The organism is Staphylococcus sp. 191, assembly GCF_011174885.1.
Classification (GTDB): domain Bacteria; phylum Bacillota; class Bacilli; order Staphylococcales; family Staphylococcaceae; genus Staphylococcus; species Staphylococcus coagulans.
Genome location: NZ_PNRJ01000004.1, coordinates 1 through 21,162 on the forward strand (window position 1 = coordinate 1; position 21,162 = coordinate 21,162).

The 21,162-nt window shown below is 34.8% G+C and carries 27 protein-coding genes and 1 riboswitch; of the genes, 16 read left to right on the plus strand and 11 right to left on the minus strand.

The features are described 5' to 3' along the window. On the minus strand, nucleotides 1-259 hold a 259-nt coding region (locus C1H58_RS04020), incomplete at its 3' end, for a DUF1108 family protein (protein WP_165545418.1). Between the two features lie 68 nt (nucleotides 260-327). Next, a complete protein-coding gene (locus C1H58_RS04025; protein ID WP_165545419.1) occupies nucleotides 328-516 on the minus strand; it encodes a hypothetical protein in 189 nt (62 codons plus the stop codon). Nucleotides 517-682: 166 nt separating this feature from the next. Here C1H58_RS04025 and C1H58_RS04030 point away from each other — a divergent pair, with 166 nt between their 5' ends. After that, the gene (locus C1H58_RS04030; protein ID WP_165545420.1) at nucleotides 683-859 is read left to right on the plus strand and encodes a hypothetical protein; all 177 of its coding nucleotides are present in this window, start codon (nucleotides 683-685) and stop codon (nucleotides 857-859) included. Between the two features lie 155 nt (nucleotides 860-1,014). On the opposite strand, the gene C1H58_RS04035 is transcribed toward C1H58_RS04030, so the two are convergent. Genes C1H58_RS04035 through C1H58_RS04045 form a run of 3 tightly spaced genes read right to left on the minus strand, consistent with a single transcriptional unit; the run spans nucleotide 1,015 to nucleotide 2,690 of the window. Further along, nucleotides 1,015-1,509, minus strand: coding sequence for an ORF6C domain-containing protein (locus C1H58_RS04035; protein ID WP_165545421.1), 495 nt, complete (start codon nucleotides 1,507-1,509; stop codon nucleotides 1,015-1,017). A 12-nt stretch (nucleotides 1,510-1,521) separates the two neighbouring features. Further along, complete coding sequence (locus tag C1H58_RS04040) at nucleotides 1,522-2,439, minus strand: hypothetical protein (protein ID WP_165545422.1); 918 nt, start codon at nucleotides 2,437-2,439, stop codon at nucleotides 1,522-1,524. Between the two features lie 23 nt (nucleotides 2,440-2,462). Continuing rightward, nucleotides 2,463-2,690: a helix-turn-helix transcriptional regulator gene (locus C1H58_RS04045; protein ID WP_165545423.1), complete on the minus strand. Its 228-nt coding sequence runs from the start codon at nucleotides 2,688-2,690 to the stop codon at nucleotides 2,463-2,465. Between the two features lie 152 nt (nucleotides 2,691-2,842). On the opposite strand from C1H58_RS04045, the gene C1H58_RS04050 reads away from it, so the two are divergent. The 6 genes from C1H58_RS04050 to C1H58_RS04075 all read left to right on the plus strand — a co-directional run bounded on the left by C1H58_RS04050 (nucleotide 2,843) and on the right by C1H58_RS04075 (nucleotide 7,257). Next, nucleotides 2,843-3,472, plus strand: coding sequence for a LexA family transcriptional regulator (locus C1H58_RS04050; protein ID WP_165545424.1), 630 nt, complete (start codon nucleotides 2,843-2,845; stop codon nucleotides 3,470-3,472). Nucleotides 3,473-3,487: 15 nt separating this feature from the next. Next, complete coding sequence (locus tag C1H58_RS04055; RefSeq protein WP_165545425.1) at nucleotides 3,488-4,414, plus strand: exonuclease domain-containing protein; 927 nt, start codon at nucleotides 3,488-3,490, stop codon at nucleotides 4,412-4,414. A gap of 63 nt (nucleotides 4,415-4,477) precedes the next feature. After that, nucleotides 4,478-4,723: a hypothetical protein gene (locus tag C1H58_RS04060; RefSeq protein WP_126496567.1), complete on the plus strand. Its 246-nt coding sequence runs from the start codon at nucleotides 4,478-4,480 to the stop codon at nucleotides 4,721-4,723. 237 nt (nucleotides 4,724-4,960) lie between these two features. After that, nucleotides 4,961-5,491 carry a hypothetical protein gene (locus C1H58_RS04065; RefSeq protein ID WP_207554647.1) on the plus strand — a complete coding sequence of 177 codons (531 nt, stop codon included), beginning with the start codon at nucleotides 4,961-4,963 and terminating at the stop codon, nucleotides 5,489-5,491. Between the two features lies 1 nt (nucleotide 5,492). After that, on the plus strand, nucleotides 5,493-5,807 hold the full coding sequence (locus C1H58_RS04070) for a hypothetical protein (protein WP_228480272.1): 315 nt from the start codon (nucleotides 5,493-5,495) through the stop codon (nucleotides 5,805-5,807). 52 nt (nucleotides 5,808-5,859) lie between these two features. Continuing rightward, entirely contained in the window at nucleotides 5,860-7,257 is a 1,398-nt protein-coding gene (locus C1H58_RS04075; protein WP_165545426.1) for a recombinase family protein, read from the plus strand. Here C1H58_RS04075 and C1H58_RS04080 read toward each other — a convergent pair. From C1H58_RS04080 to C1H58_RS04095, 4 genes are all read right to left on the minus strand, one after another. Continuing rightward, complete coding sequence (locus tag C1H58_RS04080; protein ID WP_241415213.1) at nucleotides 7,254-8,156, minus strand: PTS transporter subunit EIIC; 903 nt, start codon at nucleotides 8,154-8,156, stop codon at nucleotides 7,254-7,256. The two genes, C1H58_RS04075 and C1H58_RS04080, sit on opposite strands and share 4 nt — an antisense overlap. Before the next feature lie 10 nt (nucleotides 8,157-8,166). Next, nucleotides 8,167-8,493, minus strand: coding sequence for a PTS sugar transporter subunit IIA (locus C1H58_RS04085; RefSeq protein ID WP_060829940.1), 327 nt, complete (start codon nucleotides 8,491-8,493; stop codon nucleotides 8,167-8,169). Between the two features lie 21 nt (nucleotides 8,494-8,514). Beyond that, a complete protein-coding gene (locus C1H58_RS04090; protein WP_165545427.1) occupies nucleotides 8,515-9,354 on the minus strand; it encodes a CAT RNA binding domain-containing protein in 840 nt (279 codons plus the stop codon). Between the two features lie 304 nt (nucleotides 9,355-9,658). Continuing rightward, a complete protein-coding gene (locus tag C1H58_RS04095) occupies nucleotides 9,659-10,558 on the minus strand; it encodes a CvfB family protein (RefSeq protein ID WP_165545428.1) in 900 nt (299 codons plus the stop codon). 185 nt (nucleotides 10,559-10,743) lie between these two features. Here C1H58_RS04095 and C1H58_RS04100 point away from each other — a divergent pair, with 185 nt between their 5' ends. The 8 genes from C1H58_RS04100 to lysA all read left to right on the plus strand — a co-directional run bounded on the left by C1H58_RS04100 (nucleotide 10,744) and on the right by lysA (nucleotide 19,728). Further along, the gene (locus tag C1H58_RS04100) at nucleotides 10,744-12,354 is read left to right on the plus strand and encodes an ABC-F family ATP-binding cassette domain-containing protein (protein WP_050345643.1); all 1,611 of its coding nucleotides are present in this window, start codon (nucleotides 10,744-10,746) and stop codon (nucleotides 12,352-12,354) included. A 91-nt stretch (nucleotides 12,355-12,445) separates the two neighbouring features. Next, nucleotides 12,446-12,624, plus strand: a riboswitch (Lysine riboswitch). Nucleotides 12,625-12,846: 222 nt separating this feature from the next. Further along, nucleotides 12,847-13,836, plus strand: a complete 990-nt coding sequence (locus tag C1H58_RS04105; RefSeq protein ID WP_165545429.1) for an aspartate-semialdehyde dehydrogenase — start codon at nucleotides 12,847-12,849, stop codon at nucleotides 13,834-13,836. After that, the gene (gene dapA, locus C1H58_RS04110) at nucleotides 13,836-14,711 is read left to right on the plus strand and encodes a 4-hydroxy-tetrahydrodipicolinate synthase (protein ID WP_165545430.1); all 876 of its coding nucleotides are present in this window, start codon (nucleotides 13,836-13,838) and stop codon (nucleotides 14,709-14,711) included. Before C1H58_RS04105 ends, dapA begins: the two co-directional genes overlap by 1 nt. Then, nucleotides 14,711-15,433 (plus strand): 4-hydroxy-tetrahydrodipicolinate reductase, encoded by a 723-nt coding sequence (gene dapB, locus C1H58_RS04115; protein WP_165545431.1) that lies wholly within the window; start codon nucleotides 14,711-14,713, stop codon nucleotides 15,431-15,433. Before dapA ends, dapB begins: the two co-directional genes overlap by 1 nt. Before the next feature lie 17 nt (nucleotides 15,434-15,450). Beyond that, nucleotides 15,451-16,170, plus strand: a complete 720-nt coding sequence (gene dapD, locus C1H58_RS04120) for a 2,3,4,5-tetrahydropyridine-2,6-dicarboxylate N-acetyltransferase (RefSeq protein ID WP_016425048.1) — start codon at nucleotides 15,451-15,453, stop codon at nucleotides 16,168-16,170. Between the two features lie 67 nt (nucleotides 16,171-16,237). Then, nucleotides 16,238-17,392 carry a M20 metallopeptidase family protein gene (locus C1H58_RS04125; RefSeq protein ID WP_165545432.1) on the plus strand — a complete coding sequence of 385 codons (1,155 nt, stop codon included), beginning with the start codon at nucleotides 16,238-16,240 and terminating at the stop codon, nucleotides 17,390-17,392. Further along, nucleotides 17,389-18,462, plus strand: coding sequence for an alanine racemase (alr, locus tag C1H58_RS04130; protein WP_050345637.1), 1,074 nt, complete (start codon nucleotides 17,389-17,391; stop codon nucleotides 18,460-18,462). The genes C1H58_RS04125 and alr overlap by 4 nt, the downstream gene beginning before the upstream one ends. Further along, a complete protein-coding gene (gene lysA, locus C1H58_RS04135; protein WP_165545433.1) occupies nucleotides 18,463-19,728 on the plus strand; it encodes a diaminopimelate decarboxylase in 1,266 nt (421 codons plus the stop codon). Between the two features lie 307 nt (nucleotides 19,729-20,035). Here the strand turns inward: lysA and cspA are convergent, their stop codons facing one another. Together cspA and msaA are read right to left on the minus strand one after the other, a co-directional pair. Then, complete coding sequence (cspA, locus tag C1H58_RS04140) at nucleotides 20,036-20,236, minus strand: cold shock protein CspA (protein ID WP_014613945.1); 201 nt, start codon at nucleotides 20,234-20,236, stop codon at nucleotides 20,036-20,038. 181 nt (nucleotides 20,237-20,417) lie between these two features. Next, nucleotides 20,418-20,726: a regulatory protein MsaA gene (msaA, locus tag C1H58_RS04145; protein ID WP_050330923.1), complete on the minus strand. Its 309-nt coding sequence runs from the start codon at nucleotides 20,724-20,726 to the stop codon at nucleotides 20,418-20,420. Between the two features lie 161 nt (nucleotides 20,727-20,887). Between msaA and C1H58_RS04150 the strand changes: the two genes are divergently transcribed. After that, a complete protein-coding gene (locus tag C1H58_RS04150) occupies nucleotides 20,888-21,160 on the plus strand; it encodes an acylphosphatase (RefSeq protein ID WP_050330921.1) in 273 nt (90 codons plus the stop codon). Nucleotides 21,161-21,162: the final 2 nt, after the last annotated feature.

The window sequence follows — 21,162 nt, forward strand, 5'->3', positions numbered from 1 at the left end:
ATACTTTTGTAAAATGAGCCATAACTTTGTCTAGCTCATCTGTTTGGTACTCGATAAAATCGTAAATAGCTGCAGATAAAACTTCTTCCATATACTCGACTTCTGATAAATCATAGACAGTAACAAGTTTTATTGTTTGCCATTGCATATCCATGACTTCAACAACGATTCTGTCATCTTCTCTTGTGACTGCTTTTCTAAATTTGAATCCGTCTACCTCGAAAATTCCAGTGTGTTCTTCTTCGTTTGAAAAATACATTTGAAAATCCTCCCAATAAGTTGTATATTGAGGATAGTTAACTTTCGTAAAATTACTATCCTCGACTGTTACTTGTTGGCGCAAGTTTCAGTCTTTTTTAATGCTTCAATCACATACGTTGTACCGTAGTATGTGACGATTTCGGCCACCGTCACAGTGAACAAAATTGTGGTAAAGTACACGCCACTGAATGCTAAGATTGTACCTAAGATAAATGCTACCGATAGTGCCATAAACCATGCTGTAATAGTTTTCATTTAATCCCCTCCTTTTCAATGATGTCTTTCAAAGCTTCAGTTTTTAAACCAAGATTAACAATACGTTGTGTCAATTCATCGATTTGCTCTTGTGTCATGGTAATTCCTCCTCTTATTTTTGTTGTGCTATACTTTTCTTGTCTCCTTATGAAAGGAGGTGATATTAATGAGTAAAATTTATTTCGACCCTCAACAGTTTGCGAATGCATATTTGAGCGCTCAAACTTTCGAACCTAAGGATTATGATTCTGAACAAGATATGATTGAAGATGCATTTGCTATTTATTTAATGGCGTTTGAACATGCTAGAGCTTTTGTTGAGAAGAACCAAAACGGCGATTAGTTTTCATATTTTTATTTGTAAAATTAATTGTCGTTTTTCTAGTATTTGCTTCAATCTTTACGACCTTCCACGTCACAACTGCCATTGTGATGAGGAGCGTTATTTTGTATATTTTTTTCATAGCGTCCTCCTTAATTTGGTTGTTCGATTGTGGGTTATTCTTCTACTAATCCCGGAATGTTCCAGCTCGCTTTATCTTCAAGTTCATGTTGCTTGAAATCTTTGAATGCAATCATAGTTAAAAATTGTTTTGTGCGGTCATAATCTACTTTTTGAATTGCTGTGTAGCGTGGTACGTTGAAATACTCTTTCAGACGTGTCCACATTGCACGAATGAATTGACCTTTCTTTTTCTTAAACAATTCACTCTGGTAACGCTTTTCTACTGGAATACCATTTTTGTAATACTCACGTGTAAACTCATTTGCTTTTGATTGAACAATTGATTGTAGTTCTTTTTGTTGTTCATAAGTGATAGGCACTTCTTTTTTTATTTCTTCAACCATTTCTTCAACGTAAGACACTCTGTTTTCAACACGATCTTCCATGTCTAACATTCTTTCGATAATTTGTTCTAACTGTTGCCCTTGCTCATTTGTTTGTCTAATATGATTTTGTAAAAAGATTAATTCATCTTTGCGTTTTGCCATTTTGTTTTCCTCCTAATTTACGACGATTCTTCCGTTTAACATTGCTTCTAAGTTACTAGTGAACTCTTTTAATAGCGCTACATTTTCTTGCAATCGCTCTTTTGACTTTGGATTTGCTTTGATGACTGTATCGAGTCTGTATGTTTCAACAGAATTCTCTTTGATGAAGTTTTGAATACTAATCGCTATCTTGTGTGCATTGATACTTGATTCACGCTCTAACCTAGTCAATTCTTTTTCTTCATACGCTTGGTTAGGGTCACTAAAACTGTTTCTATAACGTTGTAATTCGTCTCTAAGTTCGTTAGCGTTGTTACTTTCTCGCTCAAACTTTTGTTTGAATTGTTCGAGCTGCCGTTTAACATCATCTGGCACAACCTCTTTAACAACTTCTCTCTCAATCACCTCTGACTCCCTATTCTCCGCCTCTTCCAATTGTTTCAGCGCTATCTCTTCCGAACGTTGAGCCTGTTGTATTTGTGATTGGAGTTGGGCGTTTTGTTTCTCTAATTGTTCTTTTTCTTTCTGAAGTTGCTTATATTCTTTGCGCGTTGTGATATCTCCGTCCAAGACTTTTTGTTTTAAGTCGTCTGGCGCATTTTTCTTCATCACTTCTTTTTGTAATGATTTGGGTGCGTTAAGGAAATTGTCCTTTTGAGTGTTTTCTAGATTTGTAGAAAACTTATTCAAGTTGATATAGTAATAAACTTGATTTCTGTCTAAACCACCACTTTCGTACCATTTAACGAAAACACCTTCATGATGATTAGCTAGTTTATCTTGTGCTTTTTTTAATTCTTTTCCTATCTTGATTCGAGCATCTTCAGCTATACCATTAATTGTGTATTCACGTTCCTTAAGAAACTCTGCTGTTTCTTTATCGACTAATGAATAATCAAATGTTTTATTCATATGTTCTATTTCGAACAAATCACTCACTCCTTAATTACGGTTTAACCGTTATTGTTAGTTAAAAAAATAATGTCATTGTAAGTGACGTTAAACTCTCTTTCTATTTTTTGGAGTTGTGGAATGTTAGGAAACGTTTTCGCTTTTTCCCAATTGTGCCATACATCAGCAGAGACACCTACTTTCTTTCCTGCCTGCGCTTGCGTTAAATCATATTTAGCGCGCAACATTTTTAAGGTGTAAGACTCTTTTCTTACATGTGTTTCAACCATTTTGTCACCTCCTGCTGTAAGAACTGATTTAAGTATATTACGGTTAAAACGTAATGTCAACACTTAAACCGTATTTTTTATTTTAAACTTGTATTATTTACGGATTAATCGTATAATGAGTTTAAGTTATTAGATGAAGGGATTGAAAATAAATGCTAGGTAATAAACAAGTAATGGCTAAAAATATTTCTCGTCTTATGAAAGAAAATAATATCGACAGAAAGAAATTATCAAATGATTTAAAAGTGAAATATACAACTTTATCAGATTGGATAAACGCGAAAACATATCCACGTATCGATAAAATAGAATTACTTGCTGATTACTTTAATGTTACTAAAGCTGATTTAGTAGAAGATAAAGAAAAACAAGTCTTAGAAACCCTACCAGTCAAAAAAATTCCTGTTCTCTCTAAAATATCAGCAGGAATGCCTATTTATACAGAGGAAAATTTAATTGATTACATATACTTTGCTACTAAAAATCTCAATCATAATAAAGAAGAATTCGGCCTTTGCGTATCTGGAGATAGTATGGATAAGATTTTTCAAGACGGCGATATAGTCGTAGTGGAAAAAGACGCTGTTGTAGAAAATGGTCAACTTGGCGTTGTAATGATTAATGGATATAACGCAACTGTAAAGCGCATTAGATACAATAATGATCAAATCGTATTAATACCTGAATCAAACAATCCACAACACTATCCGCAAGTTTACGGTAAAAATGATGAAGTGAAAATAGTGGGTCGCGTTGTGGCAAGCCAAAAAATATTTAAATAAAAAAGGGGTACTATTATGGATTTTGTAGCAATTGATATTGAAACAGCTAATGAAGAACGTGGTTCTATCTGTTCTATAGCCTTATTAAAGTTCGAAAACAATAAAATTTGTGATGGTCTTTATACCCACATAAACCCTGAAACTTATTTTTCTTCTATAAACACTTCAATACATGGAATATCTGAAGAAGATGTCGTAGATTCACCTAAAATGTACCAAATGTACGATGCTATTATTAGATTCATGGGCAACCATGTTGTGGTGGCGCATAACACATCTTTTGATATGTATGCTCTATGCGACTCTTTTAAAAAATATAATCTTCCTTTACCAAAAAATTCATATTTTTGTACATATAGATTAAGCAAAGATTTATATGACTTGCCTTCATATAGACTTCAAGATTTAGCTGAATACTTTGGTATCAAAAACGAAGAATATCACAACGCTTTTTATGACGCTAAAGTGTGTGCAAAAATTGCATATAGTATATTAAAAGACCAAGGTGTTAATTTAAAAGATTTAATCGAAAAACAAAATTTCAAGTACGGTGTATTTGGTCAGAATGGATTTATAAAAAAATCGACTAAAACTAATAAGAAAATTGAGATAGTATACAATGAAGAGTTAAATGATAAAAATCATATATTATATGGTAAACATATTTGTTTTACAGGCGCATTAAAAGGTTTTACAAGGAACGAAATAGCCCAAACCGTAACTGATATTGGTTCTTTCTATGACGCCTCTGTGAAAAAGTCAACTAACTACCTTGTTGTCGGTAATTTAGAAAACCTAGAAAAAACTCATAATTATATCAAATCGAGTAAGATTAAAAAAGCAGAAAAATTATCAAGCGAAGGACAAGATATTGAAATTTTAAGCGAAATGGATTTCTTGAAATTATTATCGAGCTCCACTTCTACAGAAACGAAAGTGTGAGGTTGTATTGTAAAAATTAAAATAACGCCTACTATTGTAGACGTTTTAAGGAGGTGATTAATTATGACAAAGTCAGCAAGTATTATTTCGACGCTAACTACGATTTTATCGTTAATAATTCTCGTTATTACATTTGCGTTTGTTAACGCTGATTTCTTATGGTATATACCAGGTGCAATTATTATTTCTATTAATACAGTATTAAATCTATTCTTTTTCATAAGCGCAAGAAGTCGAATCGCATTTGTTTATATTATTGTTAATTTACTAGCTTTATTGTTATTCTCTTCTCCACTGTTATTAGCTTAATTTTCCGGGGTAGCACGCCTACCCTTATTATTTTATCGCCTCTCATGACGCTTGACTATAAAAATTAGGAGGAGTTTAAATGTCAAAGAAAGAAGAGCAAATTATAAAATTAGCCAAACAAATGACTGAAAGTGAATTGAAATCCTTTATTAAGATGTGTAAAGAGCAAAAACTAAATAACAATAAATAGTTACTAAAGATGATATTGAAAACATTGGAGGTATTGGAGGTTGAGGTATGGAAGAAAAGCATATAAAAGCGACGAATAGTGATGGAGAAATTAGACCTTGTCTTAGTCACTTTAAATTTTATATTGGCCAAACTGGCCATAAAGAAGATAATCCATTACTAGATTTTAATAGGCTGAGAGACGGTTCTGAACTGGGCATAGAGTTTACAATTAGTGGATTGAATAGAATATATATAAATGATGAAAGTAACGCTATATCTCTGGTTGTATTATATTACGAGAGAGTTGGACAAATAGGTTTTAAACTGAATAATTTATGGTCAGTAGAACTGAATGATAAAGATATGAAAGATTCTTATAAAACCTTTAAAATCTCGCTTACAAAAGTATATTTAGATCTAGTCAAAAGAAAATATGATATGTATTTAAACTATCCTCTAATTAAGATAATCACTTTACCTGGCAAGTTTGATTTTGAAGAATTAGACGAAGAAACCTTATCACACTGGATGACTTGGTCACAACATAACGAACTATTATGCGCTAAAATACCAATGATTCCAGAGTCGGAGGAATAAAATGGGAGAAATAATTGAATATAAGGAACATTTAAATGAATTTAATAAAACTATTCCAGACGCACATGATACAATGGAGTCAAGAACAAATGATTCCGGAGGTGGGAATATGAACGACTTTATTAAGAGAGATGAATTCGAAAACTTCAAAACACATTTAGATAGCAAATTTGACAGACTTATAGATAAAGTAGATGAAAACAGACGAGAGTTAAAAGATGATATGAAACATCAAACAACAGTTACTATATCTGTTATCAGTGCGATTGTTACTGTTATAGGTGTTTTAGTTCCGGTTATACTTCACTTTATCTAAGGGTACCTCCCACGTACCCTTATTATTTTTTACTTTTTTGAGGAGGATTACAATGAATGTAGCCATATATTGCCGTGTTAGTTCGCAAGAGCAGGCAAATGAGGGTTATTCAATTCATGAGCAAGAGCGTAAATTAAAATCATTTTGTGAAGTGAATAACTGGAAAAATTATAAAGTTTTTGTGGACGCAGGTGTATCAGGTGGTACTATAAATCGCCCTGCTTTTAATAACTTACTAGCTAATTTAGATAAATTTGATTTAGTGTTAGTTTACAAATTAGATAGATTAACACGATCGGTTAGAGATTTACTGTCTTTATTAGAGACTTTTGAAGAGCATGGTGTATCTTTCAGAAGTGCTACAGAAGTTTTTGACACTACCTCTGCTATCGGTAAACTATTTATCACGATTGTGGGCGCTATGGCAGAATGGGAACGCTCTACAATACGTGAACGTAGTTTATTCGGTAGTCATGCTGCAGTGCGTGAGGGTAATTATATTAGGGTAGCTCCTTTTTGTTACGATAATATAGATGGCAAACTTGTGCCAAATGAGCATAAAAAAGTTATCGAATATATTGTCAAAAAATTATTAGAGGGCGTGACAGCGACAGAAATCGCTAGACGACTTAATAACGCCAATAACTATCCGCCAACTATAAAAAACTGGAGTAAAACAACAGTTATCAGACTTGTGAACAATCCTGTAATGCGTGGACATACAAAGCACGGTGATTTGTTTATAGAAAATACACACGAGCCGATTATTACAGAACACGATTATAAAAGAATTTCAGAACGACTATCATCACGTGTTAATTATAAAAAGCAAACACACACTTCTGTTTTTAGAGGTGTACTTGAATGCCCACAGTGTGGTCATAAGTTGCATTATTTCAAATCAAAACTCAAAAATAAAAGCAAGACTTATTATAGTGAGGGCTATCGTTGTGATTACTGTCGCACAGATAAAACGGCACGTAATATTGCGATAACTTTTTCTGAAATTGAACGTGAATTTATTGAGTATATGAGCAACATAAGATTGAGTGATAATTACGGCATCGAAGTAGAACCTAAAAATGAAGTTGTCAAAATAGACATTAATAAAATAATGCGTAAACGGTCTAGATTTCAAGAAGCATATGGCGATGGATTGATGACGAAAGAAGAATTTAAGCAAAAGATGTTTGAAACGCAAAAACTGATTGATGAATACGAGGAAATGGAAAACGAAAAAGATGTGGACGATCACATTACAAAAGAACAAGTACAAGCTATTCAAAATTTGTTTAGACATATTTGGGACAGCCCTAGTGTGTCTCGTGAGGATAAAGAAGAGTTTGTTCGACAGTCTATCAAAAAAATAGATTTCGATTTTATTCCTAAAAGTAAAGTGAATAAAACGCCTAATACGCTAAAAATAAAAAATATAGATTTGCATTTTTAACATGTATGGTTTAGCACATTGTAGGTCGCGCCAGTACCGCCCATCAGTGCAACGAAATCCTGTGTAGATTGTGTTAGTGCAAAACTTGCATGCTGCCCTTCTCTAAAAAGACGTAAATTTTCAGCTTGGTTATTATACATAATCGCAACTACAGCAGGACCCACAACGGATGGGCCATGTACACCAATAAACCAAAAGAAAGCAATGAACCCAAAAATAATGGCAAAGCCTAAGTAACCATTGGCAGCCGTAAATAATGGTGAAAGTAAGATTGTCACAAGCTCAGCTAAATTTCCTTCTGTTAAATGTCTCACTAAAATATCAATGATCCAGAAAAAAGAGACCGATAAGGCGAAAGGAATCATATCCTTAAACGCTTGTGCAATATTCCCTGGAACTTGGGGAGGCATCTTAATCGTAATATTATTTTTTATACAAACGTAATAAATGTTAGGAACGATAAATGCGACTAAGAAAGAAGCAATCAATCCTTTGGTACCTAACATATCAATATTAATACCATCTTTTACAGGATTCATCGCTAAAATTAATAGTGCTGATTCGGCAGCGATAAATGTGGAGATAACATTGATTTGGTTTGTTTTAGGTAACTTGATATTTTTATTATCAGTCAGTGATTTGGTGACAGTCCCTGAAATATAAACGGCGATCATTCCCATTGTAAATGTGTAAACTTTCATAATGATTTCTTCAATATGTTTTGGCCAGTGAAATCCCCATATATTAGGCACATACGCAACTAAAATAAACAATGAAGAAAATAAAATAACAGGCATAACTGCGACAAATCCGTCACGAATTGCAGTTAAATACGGGTTAGCTGCAACTTTTTCAAAAAAAGGTTTCATACGTTCTATATACTTGATAATGGATTTCATATATATCCACCTACCTTTCAAAACGCTCTAATTGCTGATAGACATCAATAAAGTATTTTGCAATATCTCGTAAAGCCATTGTCGTCATGAGATGATCTTGTCCATGAACCATGACAAAACTCATTTCTCCGACTTCGCCACGCGACTCTTTTGCTAAGAGCTGTGTTTGTTCCACATGTGCTTCATTAATAAATCGGTTCGCATTTTCAATGTGTGCTTGTGCCTCTTGAAAGTTTTTACTTTTGGCCGCCTCGAATGCACGCATAATTTCTGCGCGTGCATCACCTGCTATAGCAACAATGGTAAATCCAATCATCATGTTATCTTCCTTAGACATAAATTTTCCTCCCTTATCGACTTAAATGAGTCGCTCTAAATGCAATTGAAAATGATATTTATCAGTTTCTAGAACGGTGAGCTGAAATTGATTTTCTAAAGCTTCTGCCAGCTCGTTTGCAAGTTTATACGAGACTGGATGAGATTGTTTTAATCCAGAAAAAATAGCAACATCAATCGAACTTAATTGATTTTCATCTTTATTTGCATTTTGAGACTCATAAAAGTAACTCATGTGTGTGAAAAAGCGGTCGTAGTGATAATGGTTACGTTGAGTTCGAACAATTTGGCGGTCATTTAAAAACTGATTTACAAAGTTAATGATACGAATGAATCGTGCATTATCTTCTATTTGAGCCGTGTTTACATCCAACTTGGCATTGAGAAAATGTAATGCTAAACTGACGATTTCAGATTGTGGAAACGATGGCGCTAAGTTTTGATTAATGATTTTTAACCCTAGTTCTGCGGCCTCTATTTCAAGTGGATAATGTGACTGCATATCTGGTATAACGGTTTCTTGCCAAAGGTTATTTTCAATACGATGTTGTGCTGCATATAAATGATCAGCTAATGTTACATAAAGATAGTCTTGAAACGTCAGATTAAAATGTTTTTGTACAGTTGAAACAACTTCAAAGCTAGTTAAGATGTATTTAATCGGAACATCTTTAATTAAAAAAGTCAGATTCTGCTTCATATTTTCGTTTTCTAGACGAAAAATTTTCTCAACCCTTTGACGTTCTAAGGTGTCCCCTTTTTTCTTTTTAAATGCGATACCTTTGCCAGTGACAATCAGTTCTTCTTGCTCGTGTGATTTGACAATTGCACAATTATTGTTCAAAACCTGTTGAATAATCATTTATAAACCTCCCAAAACTCAAATAAAAAAACCACAAATCAATTCGTCTGATACAAAATTGATTTGTGGTTTCGCCTAATTCAATAGTCACGATCCATGGAAATGTTTTAAAATGTCCGTTTTTGTTCTTTATGATAATAATAAAGCTGTTCAATTTAAATGTCAATATAAATTTAATATGACGAAACATAAATAAGGATACATTGACATTAAATAAATATATGAAAAAAAGCCCTATCATCATGTGATATTATGACGACAAGGCTTTATTTGAAATGACTTTATGTTAAAAAATTTACGTGAGTTAATCTTCTAAGCGAGACCAACCTTTTTTCGTTAATGTGATTTTACCAGTTTCAATATTGATAATGCGCTTTTTATATAAATGACCGATAGCGCGTTTAAAAGCGCCTTTACTCATGTTAAAAACTTCTTTTATAGCTTCTGGGCTAGATTTGTCCCAGAATGGTAATTCGCCTTCGTATTCAACAAGTAGATTAAATATACGTTCGCCATCTTCATCCAAACGTTCATGCGCAAAAGGTAAAAATGAACCATTTAATTCGCCTTTATCATTGTAGCCAATAATGCGCACATCTAACTGCTGTCCTAGACGTGGTTCTTCCTTACGTTCTGACTCATGCACAAAAATTTTGTAGCCTTCTTCTGATAAAAGAAATGTACCTACACGTAATAAACGATAAGGGCGTGCTTGAATCATTTTATTTTTAAGTGCGTCATCATGAACAGGTGTGTACATTTGTTGGACAGTTGTTTCCGATGCAAGTCGTGCAAACATTTGTCTTTCACGGTCAATTCTCAATGTACATAAAATGTAGTCTCCTTTTACAGGCCATAACGATTTAAGCTTTGGTAAATCTTCCCATGGTACTAAAACTTCTCTTGGTAACCCCACGTCTAAGCGTGCACCATCACGATCAGTGCTCAGTACACGAACAAAGTCATAACGCCCCACGGTAATATCGGGCATATTTTGAGTTGCAAATAAATCACCAGATCGGTTTGGATAAATGAAAAAGCTATATGACTCCCCTATTTCTAATTCATCATCAGTATTGACTTCTGACGCATTCAATTTCACAAATTCTTGATTCGGCCCTTCCAAATGATATGTAGAACCTTCAAGGGCTTTTACTTCTAAAAATTCAATCGTCCCTATAATTTCATTTTCTTTAAATGACATAACGTACTCCTCTATAATTAAGTTATTTCTATTATAGCATCTTATAGTGGTATAAGCATTAAGGGTTAGTTACATTTAAAAGTCATGCGGTGCTATTCGATTAATTTTTAAAGAAATTAGATTTATAGCCCTTTCTCATGATATAATTCATCCATTAGATGAAAATGAAATAAAGGAGAAAATCCATGTTACAAGTTACAGATGTGAGTTTACGTTTCGGTGATCGTAAATTATTTGAAGATGTGAATATCAAATTCACACCGGGAAATTGTTATGGACTTATCGGTGCAAACGGTGCAGGAAAGTCTACGTTTTTAAAAATTTTATCAGGAGAGTTAGATTCTCAAACGGGTCATGTTTCGTTAGGCAAAGATGAACGTTTAGCAGTATTAAAACAAGATCACTTTGCGTATGAAGATGAACGTGTATTAGATGTCGTCATTAAAGGGCATGAGCGTTTATACGAAGTGATGCAAGAGAAAGACGCAATCTATATGAAACCTGACTTCAGTGATGAAGATGGTATACGCGCAGCTGAACTTGAAGGCGAATTTGCTGAAATGAACGGTTGGAATGCTGAAGCGGATGCGGCAACATTACTTTCAGGACTTGGTATTGCGGCAGAGTTACATGATAAAAAAATGTCTGAACTTGAAAACAATCAAAAAGTTAAAGTATTGTTAGCGCAAAGTTTATTTGGACAACCTGATGTATTATTACTCGATGAGCCGACCAACGGATTAGATATACAAGCCATTAGTTGGTTAGAAGACTTTTTAATTAATTTTGAAAATACAGTGATTGTTGTTTCCCACGATAGACATTTCTTAAATAATGTTTGTACACACATCGCTGATCTCGACTTTGGTAAGATTAAAATATATGTAGGGAATTATGATTTTTGGTATCAATCTAGCCAATTGGCTCAGAAGATGGCACAAGAACAAAATAAGAAAAAAGAAGAAAAAATCAAAGAATTACAAGACTTTATTGCGCGCTTCTCTGCGAATGCGTCGAAATCGAAACAAGCAACAAGTCGTAAGAAGCAATTAGAGAAAATAGAATTAGATGATATTCAACCTTCATCTCGTCGTTATCCGTTTGTTAAATTCACGCCAGAACGTGAAATCGGAAATGACCTACTATTTGTTGAAAATGTTTCTAAAACGATTGAAGGCGAAAAAGTATTAGATGGCATCTCTTTCACAATGAACCCTAGTGATAAAGCTGTGTTAATTGGTGAAAGTGAAATCGCAAAAACGACATTGTTAAAAATACTTGCTGGTGAAATGGAACCAGATGAGGGTACAGTTAAATGGGGTGTGACAACTTCTCAAAGTTACTTCCCTAAAGATAACTCTGCATATTTTGAAGGTGTGGAAATGAACTTAGTCGATTGGTTACGTCAATATGCCCCAGAGGATGAACAAACGGAGACTTTTTTACGCGGATTTTTAGGTCGTATGCTATTTAGCGGTGAAGAAGTGAAGAAAAAAGCGAACGTTTTATCTGGTGGAGAAAAAGTACGCTGTATGCTTAGCAAAATGATGCTATCAAGTGCGAACGTCTTATTATTAGATGAGCCAACTAACCATCTAGATTTAGAAAGTATTACTTCAGTAAACGAAGGATTGAAAACATTTAAAGGCTCATTGATCTTTACTTCACATGACTTTGAGTTTATCAATACTATTGCCAATCGTGTGATTGATTTAGATCATGAAGGTGGCCTTTCTAAGGAAATAAGTTATGAGTTATACTTGCAAGAAAAAGGTGTACTTAAATCAAAAGCCTAATTCCCTTTCAATGTGTTTATAATGAAAAGCTTTCACATAAAGGTTTACACATTAAACGTTTATATGTATAATGAAGTTCATAATAATTGAATATCACTGATGAGGCGCATCAATCATAAGTAGATATATTTTAAGCGTGCCTGCAAGCACATATATCAAAAGGGTGAGATGCCGAAACAAACAGTATTGCAGTTACTTGTTTGTTGGATTCTTTGGTTAAGAGCTGAGAGTCTGTCATTATTATTACAATAATGGAGTGCATCACTTGTATATAGATTGAGCAAGTTCGCACGCCGAACTTGCTTTTTTGTTTATATGTGTCCCCATTTTTGTATAGTCTCGACTTAATTATTTGATTTAAGTTGTCAATTCAGTGGATGCGTTGTAAAGTAAAGATTAAAAACATCAATTATTATCTGAATTGTGTGAAGATAATGCTAAATCAGGCTTTAATGAAAAATGATTTTGAATTTAAAATTGGAGTGAGATAAGATGACAAAATTAGCAGTTGTAGGCGCAACAGGATTAGTAGGTACAAAAATTTTAGAAACAATTGACCGAAAAAGTATTCCTTTTGATGAACTCGTACTTTTTTCGTCACGACGTTCTGCAGGTCAAAAAGTAGATTTTCAAGGACAAACATATACTGTTCAGGAATTAACGGAGCAAGCCACTGAAGATCGCTTTGATTATGTGCTTATGAGCGCAGGGGGCGGAACAAGTGCTCAATTTGCCCCACTTTTTGAATCTAACGGTGCTACAGTCATCGATAATTCAAGTCAATGGCGTATGACAGAAGATGTTGATTTGATTGTTCCTGAAGTGAATGCCCCAACGTTCAAGAGAGGTATTATTGCTAATCCGAACTGTTCTACAATCCAATCGGTAGTTCCTTTGAAACCGTTGCAAGAACAGTTTGGTTTAAAACGAGTTGCTTATACAACATATCAAGCTGTTTCAGGTTCAGGTATGAAAGGTAAACAAGATTTAGAAAATGGGGCCAAAGGTTTATCGCCTGAAGCTTACCCACATCCAATTTATAATAATGTACTACCACATATTGATGTGTTTCTTGAAGATGGGTACACAAAAGAAGAGCAAAAAATGATTGATGAAACAAGAAAAATTTTAACTGAGCCAGAATTAAATGTAACAGCGACTTGTGTTCGTGTGCCAGTTCAAGATAGTCACAGTGTTCACATCAACGTCACTTTAGACCAACCTACAACGGTGAAAGAAATTCAAGATGTACTTGAAAAAGATCCGCGTGTTGTTTTGGTCGATGATCCAGAAAATAATGTGTACCCTTTAGCCATTCATTCCACAGGACGTGATGAAGTGTTTGTTGGTCGAATTCGAAAAGATGATTCTTTAGATAATACATTTCACTTATGGGTAACTTCAGATAATTTATTAAAAGGTGCGGCACTGAATGCGGTTCAAATATTAGAACAAGTACTAAAATTGAAAGGAGAATTATAATGGGACATATTTTTGAAGGAACAGGTGTTGCTTTAATTACCCCTTTTACAAACGATGAAGTTGATTATAATGCAATTCGTAATCATGTCAATTTTCTTATCGATAATGGTATTCAATCGATTGTCGTTAATGGGACAACAGCCGAAAATCCAACATTAACTGAGGAAGAAAAAGACCAAATACTTCAAACAGTTATTGAGGTTAATGATAAACGTGTACCTATTATCGTTGGAACGGGTACAAATAATACGAAAAAATCAATAGCAGCTTCTTTACGTGCAAAAGAGCTTGGTGCTGATGCAATTATGTTAATCACGCCGTATTATTTAAAAACGAGTCAACGTGGTTTGATTGCTCATTTTGAAGCCATTGCAAATGCAACAGCTTTGCCAGTTGTCCTTTATAATGTTCCTTCACGTACGAACGCTACAATTGAACCTGAAACGATTGAACGTCTAAGTCAGAATCCATATATTGTTGCATTAAAAGATGCTACAAATGACTTTGATTACTTAGCAGAGATTCAAGCTCGGGTTGATACAGATTCATTTGCATTGTATAGTGGCAATGATGACAATATTCTATCGTATTATCAACAAGGCGGTCACGGTGTGATTTCGGTTGTAGCAAATGTGATTCCGAAGCAGTTCCAACAAGTTTACACAGAGGTGCCACAGCGTGAATCTCTATTCCAACCGATTCGTGCCCTTTTGGACGCGATGAGCATTGACATCAACCCTATTCCGATCAAGTACCTTTGTGCTTTAGAAGGATTTGGGCAATATGAAGTGAGATTACCTCTAGTTACATTAAATGAACAAGAGCAACAATCATTGAAAGAAGCATACGAACAATTTAAAGCAGGTGTTCAATAATGAAAATTTTACTTATTGGTTATGGGACAATGAACCAACGTGTCGCAAGATTAGCTGAAGAAAATGGACATGAAATTGTGGGTGTCGTTGTCAATCGAAAAAAAGAGAATATACCGTACCCATTATATGAAAAAATAAGTGATGTCACAGAAGCTGATGTTGCTATAGACTTTTCTCATCCTAATTTGTTATTGCCATTACTTGAGGATCATTTTAAATTACCCCTTGTGATTGCGACAACAGGAGAAAAAGAACGTATTACTCAGAAATTAAAAACACTCAGCAATACAATGCCTGTATTTTTCAGTGCAAATATGAGCTATGGTGTACATGCTTTGACAAAAATATTAGAAGCAGCAGTGCCTTTATTAAATGACTATGATATTGAATTAACGGAAGCGCATCATAATCAAAAAGTAGATGCACCAAGTGGAACGTTAGAAAAATTGTATGATGTCATTGCATCGCTAAGATCTGATGTTTCCCCTGTTTATGATCGTAGTCAAAAAGATGCGAAAAGAACTAATAATGAAATTGGTATCCATACAGTACGGGGTGGCACGATTGTGGGTGAACATGATGTATTGTTTGCGGGCGTCGATGAAACAATTACATTGACACATCGAGCTCAGTCAAAAGATATTTTTGCGAATGGCGCATTGGGTGCAGCAGAAAAGTTAGTTCATCAACAACCCGGGTATTATACATTTGATAACTTATAAAGGAGCGTTTTTACAATATGGTTAAAAATTTTACAGCAGAAGAGATTATTCAATATATTAGTGATGCAAAAAAATCTACGCCGTTAAAGGTCTATATTAATGGTGAGTTAAGTGACATCGCATTTCCAGAACAATTTAAAGTTTTCGGCTCTGAAAATTCAAAAGTGATTTTTTGTGAGGCTGCTGACTGGGCAACGTTCTATGAAGAAAACCAAATGAGAATTGAAGACTTAGAAATTGAAATGGACCGTCGTAACTCAGCCATACCACTCAAAGACTTAACAAATACGAATGCCCGTATTGAGCCAGGTGCTTTTATTAGAGAGCATGCAGTCATTGGTGACGGTGCGGTCGTAATGATGGGTGCAACAATTAATATTGGTGCAGTCGTTGGTGAAGGTACAATGATTGATATGAATGCAACATTAGGTGGACGAGCAACGACAGGTAAAAATGTTCATGTCGGTGCAGGTGCTGTATTAGCGGGTGTAATTGAACCCCCAAGCGCCTCCCCTGTTATCATTGAAGATAACGTTTTGATCGGTGCTAATGCTGTGATTCTAGAAGGTGTACGTGTAGGTGAAGGCGCCATTGTCGCAGCTGGAGCTATTGTCACACAAGATGTTCCTGCAGGCGCAGTAGTTGCTGGTACGCCAGCAAAAGTCATTAAACAAGCACATGAAGTTGAAGATTCAAAACGTGAGATTGTCGCAGCATTACGTAAATTAGACGAGTAATCTATGAGTGGGCGGAGCAAACAACTCGGCCCTCTTTTTATACATAGCACAAAGGAAGGAGTTTTTTATGAGCGAAATAGAATTTGTCACACAACATCGTCGATACTTACATCAACATCCTGAATTGAGTTTAGAAGAGTTTGAGACAACACGTTATTTAGAACAATTTTTGATAGACTTAGAGGTCCCCTACGAAAAGCCTTTAGAAACGGGTATCATCGCCTATTTAGAAGGCAATAGTGCACATACGATTGCTTATCGTGCTGATATCGATGCCCTTCCAATACACGAAGAGAACGATGTCGCCTATCGAAGTGAGACGGATAATAAAATGCATGCTTGCGGGCATGATGGGCATACAACCGCTTTAATGTTATTCGTAAAAAGATGTAAAAAGTTATTTGATGAAGGTAAATTACCCCATCATGTTGTGTTTATTTTTCAACCTGCTGAAGAATCAGGGGGCGGTGCGAATTTATTAATCAAGTCTCATGCTTTAGATAAGTTTCAGATCGATGCGATTTATGGTGTACATGTCATGCCTTTTGTTGAAGAAGGTGCGGTTGTTATAAGAGATCATGAGATTACAGCAAGTGCGACAGAATATCGATTTTTTATTGAGGGCGAATCTAGTCATGTCGCTAATAAAGAACAAGGAAAATCCGCCGGTGAAGCTTTACAGCATATCTTAACGCAAGTTTCACAAATCCAACAATACCACCTTAACGGATTACAACGCAATATTGTACACATCGGGCATTTCCATGCCGGTGAAGCGATTAATACGGTACCGAGTAAAGGCTATTTAGAAGGTACAATTCGGACTTATGATATGGATGATCTGAGCGCAATACAAAAGCAAATGCAAAAAATTGTGCAAAGTGCCCATACACTATTTGATGTCTCTTGCGAAGTGAAGTTTGCTGAAGGATATCCCCCTACTGTGAACGATCCAGCATTAAAAAAATATGTGGTTGAAAGTCTCAATTATCATCAAATGACGGTTATTGAGAATGAACGTCCTTACTTGTTTGGTGAAGATTTTAGTTTTTATCGTCAAATTGCCCCTGCTTACTTTGTGTTTGTGGGGACTAGAAATGATGAAAAACACTTTGTAAGTGGTCTTCACACGACACAATTAAATTTTGATGAACATGTATTAATTCGCATTGCAGATTATTATGAGAGGTTGTTATTTAATTATAACGAGGTGGAAGCATGACTGCAGTTTGGCAAATCAATGAAGCGCGTTTTAAAGAAAATGTAAAACGAGTCAAAGACAATCAATCGATTATGGCTGTTGTTAAAAATAATGCATATAATTACGGATTAGATTTTGCTATCAATACATTCAAAGAAATGGGGATTGATACGTTTAGCACAACGTCATTACACGAAGCTATTGCGATTCGCAAAATAGATGCTGATGCGACGATTTTTTTAATGAATGCAACGGATGAGTTTGAGTTATTACGTACATATGATATTCATATGACATTGCCCTCTTTGGCGTTTTATGAACAATATAAAGAAGCATTGTTTGATGTTAAAGTGCATTTAGAATACGAAAACTTATTACATCGTTCTGGTTTTAAAACGATTGATGAAATGATACAAGTTATTGAAGATCATCGTCAAACGCATAGCCCTAAAATGACAATAACTGGGCTTTGGACTCATTTTGGCTATGCAGATGAATTTGACGTTACGATGTACCAACAGGAAAGAGATGCTTGGTTCAATGTTGTAGATGTTCTAGTCAATAAAATGGATATGTCGTTTGACTTGATACACGCACAAAATAGCGCCAGTTATTTTAGAGAAGGCCATGTTTTTGAACATCATACACATGCACGTATTGGCATTGCTTTATATGGATCTCGCCCATATGCTTCACTTTCTCGGGAGGCATTTCCGCAAGCATTGACAGTAAGCGCAAACGTCATCCAAGTGAGACAGGTTCAACAAGGAGATCACTGTGGTTATAGCTTTGCTTATACCGCGGAGGAAAATAATACACGTTTAGCCGTAGTTGATATTGGTTATGGAGATGGAATATTACGTACACGTGCGCAACATGAAGTTATGATAAATCAACGTATTTACCCTATTCGTGCCTTAATGATGAGTCATATGTTTGTTGAAGTTGATGAACACGTACAAGCCAAAGACAAAGTCATTTTGTATAACGAAGATTTACGCATCGATGACTATACATTTAAAGGTGTAGGTGCGAATTCGGAGCAGTTAAGCGCATTAAATTTGGATTCACTGATAAAGGAGTATAGATAAATGACAGTAAGTTATAATAAAAGTGGAGAACTCACTTTGGCAGGAACAAGTTTAAAAACTTTGGCCCAAAGCTTTGGGACCCCTACTATCGTATATGATGAGGCGCAAATAAGAAATCAAATGAGACGCTATCACAGCGCATTTCAACAGAATGATATTGGTTATGTATTATCATATGCCTCAAAAGCGTTCACTTGTATTCAAATGGTCAAATTGGCACAGTCAGAAGATTTTGATTTAGATGTGGTGTCTGAAGGAGAACTCTACACAGCTTTAGAAGCGGGTTTTGATCCGAAGCGTATTCATTTTCATGGTAACAATAAAACAAAACAAGAGATTCGCTATGCTATTGAAAGTGGTATTGGTTATTTTGTTGTTGATGCGTTAGATGAAATTGATTTGATTGAGCGCTATGCTACTGATACAGTCGAGGTTTTAGTTAGAGTGAATCCTGGGGTTGAAGCCCACACACATGAATTTATACAAACGGGTCAAGAAAAAAGTAAATTTGGATTATCATTAAAACATGACCTTGCTTTACAAGCTATCAAAAAAATACAAGCTTCTCAACAACTTCACTTTAAAGGTATCCATTTTCATATTGGTTCTCAAATTGAAGAAACAACGGGCATGATAGAAACAGCGAAAATGGTATTACATTGGTTAAAAGAAAATGATATTTCGGTTGAATTGCTTAATTTAGGGGGCGGTTTTAGCGTGAAGTATGTTGAAAGTGATCGTCCTTTCAACATCGAGGAAGGCATTACTGAAATTGTTCAAGCCATTAAAGCAACATGTCATCAACTTGACTACCCTATTCCAACTTTAAGTATTGAACCGGGTCGTTCAATTGTGGCAGAAGCAGGTGTCACTTTATATGAGGTAGGATCGATTAAAGAGATTCCAAATGTGAATAAATATGTATCCATTGATGGGGGGATGAGTGATCATATTCGTACAGCTTTATATGATGCACAGTATCAAGTGTTATTAGTGAATCGTCAAGAAGAAGCAGATGAGACGGTAACATTAGCAGGTAAACTTTGTGAATCCGGTGATATTCTCATTCATGAGGCTAACTTACCTTCTAGTGTCAAACGTGGCGATTATTTAGCGGTTTTAACAACAGGCGCTTATCATTATAGTATGACGTCGAATTATAACCAAATTCAAAAGCCTTCTGTATTTTTTGTGAAAGATGGAAAAGCGAGAGAAGTCATTAAACGCCAATCTTTAAGACAACTGATTATTAATGATGTTAAATAGTATCCATAACGTTGATTTGTTAATTAGCGAAGTTGGGACATCATATTTTTAATAACCTTCACATGAGAGACGGGACTAGCCTAAGACTACAAGCTGAGGCTGTTCCCTCGGTAAACGAAGCCATATTACATGAAGTTTTATTATAAAAAGGAAGCGCTAAGATGATTTTCTATTAAAGGTCAACTTAGCGCTATTGGATTTGTGATTGTGACCTAGTCTCATGCTGTTGCTGTATGAATCGCTGAGCATACAAAAAAACAGTGAAGTATGCTTCACTGTTTTTCTAAGTCAATATTGCATCTATTTATTATAGTTTTACAACGTTTGCAGCTTGAGGACCGCGATCGCCTTCAACTACTTCAAATTCAACTGATTGACCTTCATCTAATGATTTGTAACCTTCTTGGTTAATAGCTGAGAAGTGTACGAATACGTCATTTTCTCCTTCAACTTCGATAAAACCAAATCCTTTTTCAGCGTTAAACCATTTAACTGTACCTTGTTTCATAATGTGTGAAACCTCCAAGACTAAAATTCAATATGCGCTATTCGCATATTACAAAAAATACTAATTTTTAATTTATATAATCTAAAAAAATATTTTTTGCAATATGGAATAATGCTATTGCTTATACCTTATTATAAGGCAATTGTGCATGATTTGCAATATAGAATTTAAAATTTATCGATTAGTCTATTATTGGTAAATTTAAATAAATTTTTTCGTTTTTTAATGTAATATAGCTATAAAAGATTTGAAGATCTTCCTCACAGTCTTCGCAATAGTTCATGTCACAATTATTATAAAATGCGTAAATATTATGCTTGCCAACGATGTAATTGTCATAATAGCCTTTCGCTTGTTGTATCAACTGTTGGTATGCTTGTATAAATGCGTCATACGAATCAAACTTCTGTGTATCTACGATGTGTTCTGGCCAGTCATCGAATAACCACCAACCTTCGTAGTCTGCACGAATCTTAGCAACTTCCCACATGAAATTATCCCCCTAAATACAAGAAATGCCTTTCATCAAAAATAATATTTTTAAATTTAAAAATCAAGTTAAAGCACTTAAAGCTTAGGCATGTGATGTAGCTTTATTATTAGAGTTTTAGGCTGAAAATCCTTATAATTAAATGTAAGAGGTGATGTTAAATGAAGCACTATTTAATCCGTGTATATGGTCGGGTGCAAGGTGTAGGGTTTAGATATTTTACTGAACGACTTGCGATGCAATATGAAATCGTTGGCAATGTAAAAAATAAAGATGATTATGTAGAAGTTCATGCTCAAGGGAATGAAACACAACTTGAAAGCTTTACTAAGGCTGTATCAAAGGGTGCCTCCCCTGCTTCAAGGGTTACACACTATTCTGTTGACGAACTAGAAATAGAAAAAGATTTTAGAGATTTTAAAGTGATATCTTAAAG